The organism is Allobaculum sp., from assembly GCF_047010065.1.
GTDB lineage: Bacteria > Bacillota_I > Bacilli_A > Erysipelotrichales > Erysipelotrichaceae > Allobaculum > Allobaculum fili.
In genome coordinates this window covers 14337-21198 of sequence record NZ_JBKXLD010000034.1, presented here as the reverse complement: position 1 = coordinate 21198, position 6862 = coordinate 14337, and the positions used below count along the sequence as shown (strand labels likewise).

Here is a 6862-nt window from a genome sequence, read left to right as displayed (position 1 = left end):
CTCTTGAAGAAAGCCGCCGCCGGCGTAATCGTACCAAACAGCTGCCGCTCGGATTCAGCCAGCATGTTCATGTCTACGCAAAAGCCGTCAATCAGGAAGGCAATAGCGATCATGATTCCGCCGCCGACAATAAAGGGAAGCATGTGCGAAACGCCGTTCATCAGGTCTTTATACACCTTGTGCCAGCCGGATTCTTTTTCTTCCGATCCTTCTGCATGCGATGCATTGCCGGATTCGTATACCGGAGCGGCCGGATCCAGGGAGCGTTCGATCAGCTCCTGCGGTTTATGAATTCCATCGGCAACAGCGGTCTGAATCACGCGTTTTCCGTTGAATCGATCCATAGGAACTTTTGTATCGGCCGCAACAATGATTCCATCGGCATTCTGAATGTCGTCCGCCGTCAGTATATTTTTTGCGCCGCCGGATCCGCGTGTTTCCACCTTGACCCGGTATCCCATTTCCTTAGCTTTTTTCTCAATGGACTCTGCAGCCATATACGTATGCGCAATTCCCGTCGGGCATCCCGTAACCGCCACAATATAAGGAACCTTTGCATCCGGATTTGCGCCGGCTGCCGGCTCTTTTTCTGCCGTCGCCGTTTTTTCTGCCGCCGGCTGATCGAGGGCTTCTTCCGCCTCATTGAGCAGATTCAAAAATTCCTCTGGTGTCTGCGCCTTTTTGAGTGCGCTGGAAAGCTCTTCATTCATCAGCATTCTCGACAGCTGGGCCAGCACCTGAAGATGAACGTTTCCGCCTCCGGTGCGGCAATCAGGAACAGAAGATTCACCGGCTGTCCGTCGAGAGAGTCATAATCCACACCGTCTGGAATGACCATGGCGGCCAGACCTGGCTGTTTTACGGCTGCGCTGCGGCCATGGGGAATCGCGATCCCCATGCCCACACCCGTCGTACTTTCTTTTTCCCGGTTATAAACCTGTTCTTCATAGGGAGCGCGCTCTGCGATTTTTCCGCTTTTTTCCATGAGATCAATCGCTTTGCGGATAATTTCGTTTTTATCGGCAGCAGAAGCATGCACATCGATGCTTTCGATTGCCAGCAAATCGCGAATTTTCATGTGTTTTCCTTTCCTCTGCCGGACGATTCCGTCCGTCTTTTTCGCTTAAGGTAAATCGGGTGTCTCTTTGCACATCTGCATCCTGTTTTGAGTAAGGAAAACATCGCAGGCGAACACAGATCCGACGCTTCCGGAAATTCCAGATCGGCCGGCAGGAAAGCAGTGTGCAGTGTATTGAAATCGATCAGAGTGTAAACTGCTGAATCTCGATCAGACTTTCGTTCTGAAGCCGCTGAATATCTTCGTACTGGGCTAGATCGCTGCAGAAGGCGGTAGCCGATCCGCAGTAGACGCCAAGAGCAAGCGCCTCTTTAAGATTCTCGGTATCGAGATAGCCAGCCATAAATCCCGCAACCATCGAGTCGCCCGACCCGACGGAATTGACCAGTTTTCCCTGCGGGCAGGAAGCCGTATAAAACGCGCCGTCCATTCCGGCAAGCAGTGCACCTTTCGCCCCGCGGGAAACCAGAACATTTTTTGCCCCCATGTCCTGAAGTCTGCGGGCCGCCCGGGCAAGGCTTTCGACGGATTCAAGTTTCTGATCAAACAGAGCTTCCAGCTCATCCTGATTTGGCTTGATCAGAAACGGATGCCGCTCGAGGGTATGGAGCAGAAGATCGCCCGTGGCGTCTACCGCACTGAGCACGGAGTCCTTGGTCAGATCGAGCAGATGACGGTAGAACATCGAATCCATTCCAGCCGGAACGCTTCCAGAAAGAATCAGCACATCCTTTTCGTTCAGGCTTCGGATGCGGGTTTTCAGTTTTTCCACGTCCGCCTCACAAAGCTGCAGACCGCATCCGTTGATTTCCGTTTCCCTGCCGGATTTGAGCTTGACGTTAATCCGGGTATAGCCGGCACAGTCGATGAAGTCCTTTTTAAAGCGGCGCTCTTCCAGCATGCGCACAAGTTCCTGTCCGGAAAATCCGGCCACAAATCCAAGGGCTGTATTTTCATGGCCGAGCCGTCCAAGGATCGTGGATACATTGATGCCTTTTCCGCCTGGATACAGTGCGCATTCTTCGGCCCGGTTTGTTTCGCCGGTTTCGAAATGATCGACGCGCATGATGTAGTCCAGCGAAGGATTGGCGGTAAGAGTGTAGATCATGAAGTTCTCCTTTCCTTTTTCCCAGACAGAGATACCGGGACGATCGAGCCTGGCTTACCTCGATTCGCCCAAAACCGCTGTTTGGGCTTCCTGTTTTTCTGATGATCGGTGCAAGTTCGTCACGCCGGACAGAGCTGCTTTGTCCTGAGGGTTTTACTGGATTTCGTCTTCGTTCTCCGAAACCGTTTCGCCCGTGCTTCGAAGAACCAGTCCGGGAAATCCATCCGGAATCTGCGCGTTTTTTTCCGTAATCAGAACGGCCTGTGACAGGTCGCCAAACCGAACGGCCGCGATCTGATCAAACTTGGAAGAATCGGCAAGCACATAGGCTTCCAGCGTTCTCTCCAGCGCCTTTTTCTTTACACTCGCTTCCCGTACATCCGGTGTCAGCAGTTCTCCGTCTTCTGTGACGGCATTGGTCCCAAAAAATCCTTTGGAAAATCGGTACTTGTCCAGAAATTCGAGTGTTTCTTCCCCCACCAGCGCACTGGTGATCGATTTGAGCTCTCCGCCGGTTACGGAAACCGGAACGCCGAGCTCCATCAGCCGTACGGCATGGGAAATGGAATCGGTAATCGCCCGGATCTTCTTTCCGGCCAGCAGAGGAAGGAGTGCTTCCACCGTTGTTCCAGCATCCAGATAAATGGTTTCGCCATCCTGAATCTGCGCGGCTGCCTGAAGGGCAATCGCCTTTTTTTCTTTCTGATGCTGGTCCCGGCGGCTCGCCAGCTGACTGTCGGAAACATGGGTTCTCGGTTTGCAGGTCACGCCGCCGCGTACCCGATGCAGCAGCCCCTGTTCTTCAAGCGCCATCAGATCTCTTCGCAGCGTACTCTCGGACGTCCCGAGCAGATCGAGCAGTTCCTGCTGCGATGCTCTTTCTTTTCCTTTTAAATACTCCAGAATTTTCTCGTGTCTTTCTTCGGTCATCATTTTCTGTTTTCCTTCATTTCTTTTCTATTTCTTTCACCTCTGTTCACCTGGTTTTCTTACAGTGAAATCATACGGCGATGAAAGCGGTTAATCAACCATATTTATTCAAATTTATTCATTAATTTTCTTTTTATCCTTTGATTCCATCTATTTTCGTTCAGTTTCTTTCTTATTTGTTCAAAACTATTCATATATTTCATATTTATCCAAAAGCAGAAACGCTGCATCCGGCCTTGGAAGCCCGCAAAATGGCGTCAAAGGCTCGCTCAGCTCCTTATTTGTTCATAGTACTCCAATAAAGAGCCGCTTTCGTCCAATTCTGAAAGATCGTCCGGAGGAAAGAAAACGGGACGAACGTTCTGTCCCTGGATAATTGGCGGCTTTATCTGACGAAAAAACTGTCCAGAACACGTAAGCCTGTTTTTCGGAATGGAACGGGAAGTTCAGATGCTTCCGGAACCGGTCACGAAGCTTCAGATTTTTAAACAGGAACAAACTCTCTGAATCTCACACATAAATTGCGGGTGTGCTTCGTCACAGCCGGTATTTTCAATTCTGGCCTTTCTCAAATCCGCTTCAGACTGTATCCTGTCTAGTAGACGGATGCCTCCGGGCGAATGGAGGACATCCACATAGATCTTGGAGGATTTATATTTTGAAAAAGACCGTTTATACACTGCTGAGCGCTGCTCTGCTGCTTACCATGGCCGGCTGCTCCAGCAAGCCTGCAGACTCCAGCACTTCGTCTGCAGCCGGATCATCCGCTGTCTCCGACGCTTCCGCCATTACGAGCGAAGGCACTTCTTCCGCGAAAGAAGAACCTGCAGAACCGGCAATTTATGCGGTAGGCGACATTCTCGCCAACACGCCGTTCTCCCGTCAGTCGGTCATCAATCAGCTGATCGACATGGGCTATTCCAAATCCACCGCAGAAAGCGCCGTTGACGAATACGGAGCTGACTGGGTAGAAAACGCGAAAGAAATGCTGAATCGTCTCGACAAGAAAGATCACGACGAAGCGATCCAGACGCTGCTCGACTTTGGTTTCACACAGGAAGAAGCCGAAGCGGCTGTTGAATAAGCTGTTGAATAATTGAAAAGAAGTCATTCCAGTACCAGACCCATTTCAGGCGCTCTGCCCGCTGTTTTTACAGCCGGTCGAGCGCCTTTTCCTGTTTTCAGCTTTCCTTATCATCTTTTTTCTCTTACCTTTTTCCTCTTCCCGCTTCCCTTTCTTTTCTCTCTTTCGTGTCCAGTTTTCAGGGTACCCTTTCTTCCTTGCTCTGGGTATGCGGCTATAAAAAAATCCGTCTGGATTTTGCCGAACAATCGGACAGTCCAGACGGATTACCATTCCTTTTTGAAATGCAGCTTTGAAACACAGCGTTTCGAGCTTAGTTTTTGGCTTTTGCCTGCAGTGACGGCCAGCGGAAGATGGCTTTGTCTTCGACCATCAGACGGCAGATCACCGCGCCAAGCGCGTTGCCAAGCAAAATCCAGAGCAGGTTGAGCGACCATTTCCAGGCCAGCGCCATATAGGCGAAGTCGGCGATGGAGTGTTCAAATCCACAGAGGATAAATACCGTGACGCAAAGGAAGCATCCAGCGTGAAAGCCTCTTTTCCAGGAGCTGACCGCCAGATACATGAGAACGCCGCAAAACGTCCCGTTAATGAGGGCGACATACCAGCTCAGGGCGTCTTTCTTTTCCACCAGTGCCTGCGCGGTTTCAATCACCGGCGTGTTCGTGCGCAGCAGCAGACAGACAATTCCGGCACCGATCAGGTTGCCCAGAAGAATACGGAGAAACGGCAGGTCCTGCTCGCCGAAAAAGCCGATTTTCCCGGTGAAGAGATCAAGCTGATAAATGATGACAAACGCCAGGCCGAAGCCGAAAAAGAGGGCGCCCAGCGGCGCTTCGGCACGAAGGAACAAATACGCGGCAATCGCAATCATTCCGCCGGCCGCAATCGATTTTTTCATGGAAAGCGGCCCTGCTTACGCGTTCATCACCGCTTCGATGGCTTCAAACGTGGCTTTCGGATCCGCTGCCTTAGTAATGGAACGACCGACAACGATGTAATCGCATCCCTGTTCGCGGGCGAATTCCGGGGTGGCGACGCGCTTCTGGTCGTCCTTGGAATCGGTGGCCAGACGAATGCCCGGGGTTACAGTAAGGAAATCTTCGCCGCAGGCTTCCTTGATCGCCTTGGCTTCATGGACGGAGCAGACCACGCCGTCCAGACCGGCTTCCTTGGCCGCTTTGGCGTAGCGAATGACGGAATCGATGACTTCGCCAGGGATGCCCTGCTGTTCGTTCATCGCTTCCTTCGACGTGCTGGTCAGCTGTGTTACCGCGATGACGAGCGGCTTCTTGCCTTCGCCGGCACCGAGTTCAATGCCTTCCTTGGCGGCTTTCATCATTTCGATGCCGCCGGCCGCATGGCAGTTGACGATATCGGCGCCCAGAGCCGCCAGGTTTTTCATGCCGCCTTTTACGGTGTTTGGAATATCGTGCAGCTTCAGATCGAGGAAAACGTCATGACCCATCGCCTTGACTTCACGGACCATGTCCAGACCTTCCGCATACGTCAGTTCCATGCCGATTTTTACGGTGACGGGCTGATCAAACTGGGAAAGGAAATCCAGGACTTCCTGACGGCTGGAAAAATCCAGCGCAATAATTGTTTTGCTCATAAATTCTCCTTCTCTCGCTTTCGTGTTCTTCTGATGTTTCGCCGTTCTGCGCTTTCGAGCGTAGTCGGACAAGCATTTACGGATCGAATCGAGCCAGGCGCAGCAGGTCGCGCCTGGCGGTGCAGTTTTCGATCGCCTTTACTGTATCGAATCCTGTCTGGAAATGACAAAGAATCCAGCTTTCGTACGAAAAAGGGCTTTTCTTCTCCTCGTTTCGCCTCAAAAAAGAAGCCGGCAGTCGACCGGCTTCTTCGTTTTTAAAAGACTTAGTTTTTCGGAAGCGCTTTGCCAATGGCTTCCTTGACCGAGTTCAGACGGTATTTGGCCAGAGCGGCAGGAAGTTCATCGATAATGCGCGGGCATGCCCACGGATCGACCAGATTTTCGCTGCCGATTTCCACAGCGCTTGCGCCTGCGTACAGGAATTCCAGAACATCTTCGGCGCATGTAATGCCGCCGCAGCCGATGATTGGAATGTTTACAGCCTGTGCACAAAGGTAGACCGCACGGATGGCGATCGGCTTAATCGCCGGTCCGGAAAGACCGCCTGTGACGTTGCCAAGCAGCGGTTTTGCGGTGCGCAGATCGATGCGCATCGCCGGAACGGTATTGATCAGAACGATACCGTCAGCACCGGCCTGTTCCACCGCCTGCGCGATTTTCGTGATATCCGTTACGTTTGGCGAAAGCTTCACGTAAACCGGCTTGTCGGCAACGGCCTTCGCCATACGGGTGACTTCCGCAGCCAGTTCGGGATTGGTACCGATGGCCATGCCGCCGGCGGAAACGTTCGGGCAGGAGATGTTCAGCTCAAACGCCTTGATAACGTCCATGCCGCGCAGCTGTTCAATGACCAGCGCGTAGTCCTGCAGACTTGCGCCCGCCACGTTGGCGATGACTTCGGTATCAAACTGTTCCAGAAACGGAAGTTCGCGGGCTTTGACGAATTCCACGCCTCGGTTCTGCAGACCGATGGCGTTGATCATGCCCGACGGAGCTTCCGCGATGCGCGGCAGAGGATTGCCGGCGCGGGGATCGGGCGTAATG

Annotated in this window: 8 protein-coding genes; 1 reads left to right on the top strand and 7 read right to left on the bottom strand. The window is 52.5% G+C overall.

What is annotated here, in order from left to right; translation table 11 throughout:
- From ACLUYS_RS04595 to ACLUYS_RS04580, 4 genes are all read right to left on the bottom strand, one after another.
- Positions 1-710 (bottom strand): fructose PTS transporter subunit IIB (locus tag ACLUYS_RS04595; protein ID WP_412659242.1); only part of this gene is annotated, 710 nt, incomplete at its 3' end.
- Positions 710-1078, bottom strand: a complete 369-nt coding sequence (locus tag ACLUYS_RS04590; protein ID WP_369413417.1) for a PTS sugar transporter subunit IIA — start codon at positions 1076-1078, stop codon at positions 710-712. The genes ACLUYS_RS04595 and ACLUYS_RS04590, both read right to left, overlap by 1 nt.
- Before the next feature lie 184 nt (positions 1079-1262).
- Positions 1263-2186, bottom strand: a complete 924-nt coding sequence (gene pfkB / locus ACLUYS_RS04585; protein WP_230266904.1) for a 1-phosphofructokinase — start codon at positions 2184-2186, stop codon at positions 1263-1265.
- A gap of 153 nt (positions 2187-2339) precedes the next feature.
- Positions 2340-3119 (bottom strand): DeoR/GlpR family DNA-binding transcription regulator, encoded by a 780-nt coding sequence (locus ACLUYS_RS04580; protein ID WP_230266905.1) that lies wholly within the window; start codon positions 3117-3119, stop codon positions 2340-2342.
- A 655-nt stretch (positions 3120-3774) separates the two neighbouring features.
- On the opposite strand from ACLUYS_RS04580, the gene ACLUYS_RS04575 reads away from it, so the two are divergent.
- Positions 3775-4200, top strand: a complete 426-nt coding sequence (locus ACLUYS_RS04575) for a hypothetical protein (protein ID WP_230266906.1) — start codon at positions 3775-3777, stop codon at positions 4198-4200.
- A gap of 313 nt (positions 4201-4513) precedes the next feature.
- On the opposite strand, the gene ACLUYS_RS04570 is transcribed toward ACLUYS_RS04575, so the two are convergent.
- The 3 genes from ACLUYS_RS04570 to ACLUYS_RS04560 form a co-directional block, all read right to left on the bottom strand.
- Positions 4514-5101, bottom strand: coding sequence for a formate/nitrite transporter family protein (locus ACLUYS_RS04570; protein ID WP_230266907.1), 588 nt, complete (start codon positions 5099-5101; stop codon positions 4514-4516).
- A gap of 15 nt (positions 5102-5116) precedes the next feature.
- Positions 5117-5815: an orotidine-5'-phosphate decarboxylase gene (gene pyrF / locus ACLUYS_RS04565; protein WP_288339139.1), complete on the bottom strand. Its 699-nt coding sequence runs from the start codon at positions 5813-5815 to the stop codon at positions 5117-5119.
- Positions 5816-6081: 266 nt separating this feature from the next.
- Positions 6082-6862: dihydroorotate dehydrogenase (locus ACLUYS_RS04560; protein WP_412659239.1), on the bottom strand; the 781-nt coding region annotated here is incomplete at its 5' end.

What these genes read in the sequence shown, in the direction of transcription:
- ACLUYS_RS04570 (WP_230266907.1), bottom strand. Translation starts at nt 5,101, where the DNA reads ATGAAAAAATCGATTGCGGCCGGCGGAATGATTGCGATTGCCGCGTAT.
- ACLUYS_RS04590 (WP_369413417.1), bottom strand. Translation starts at nt 1,078, where the DNA reads ATGAAAATTCGCGATTTGCTGGCAATCGAAAGCATCGATGTGCATGCT.
- pyrF (WP_288339139.1), bottom strand. Translation starts at nt 5,815, where the DNA reads ATGAGCAAAACAATTATTGCGCTGGATTTTTCCAGCCGTCAGGAAGTC.
- pfkB (WP_230266904.1), bottom strand. Translation starts at nt 2,186, where the DNA reads ATGATCTACACTCTTACCGCCAATCCTTCGCTGGACTACATCATGCGC.
- ACLUYS_RS04580 (WP_230266905.1), bottom strand. Translation starts at nt 3,119, where the DNA reads ATGATGACCGAAGAAAGACACGAGAAAATTCTGGAGTATTTAAAAGGA.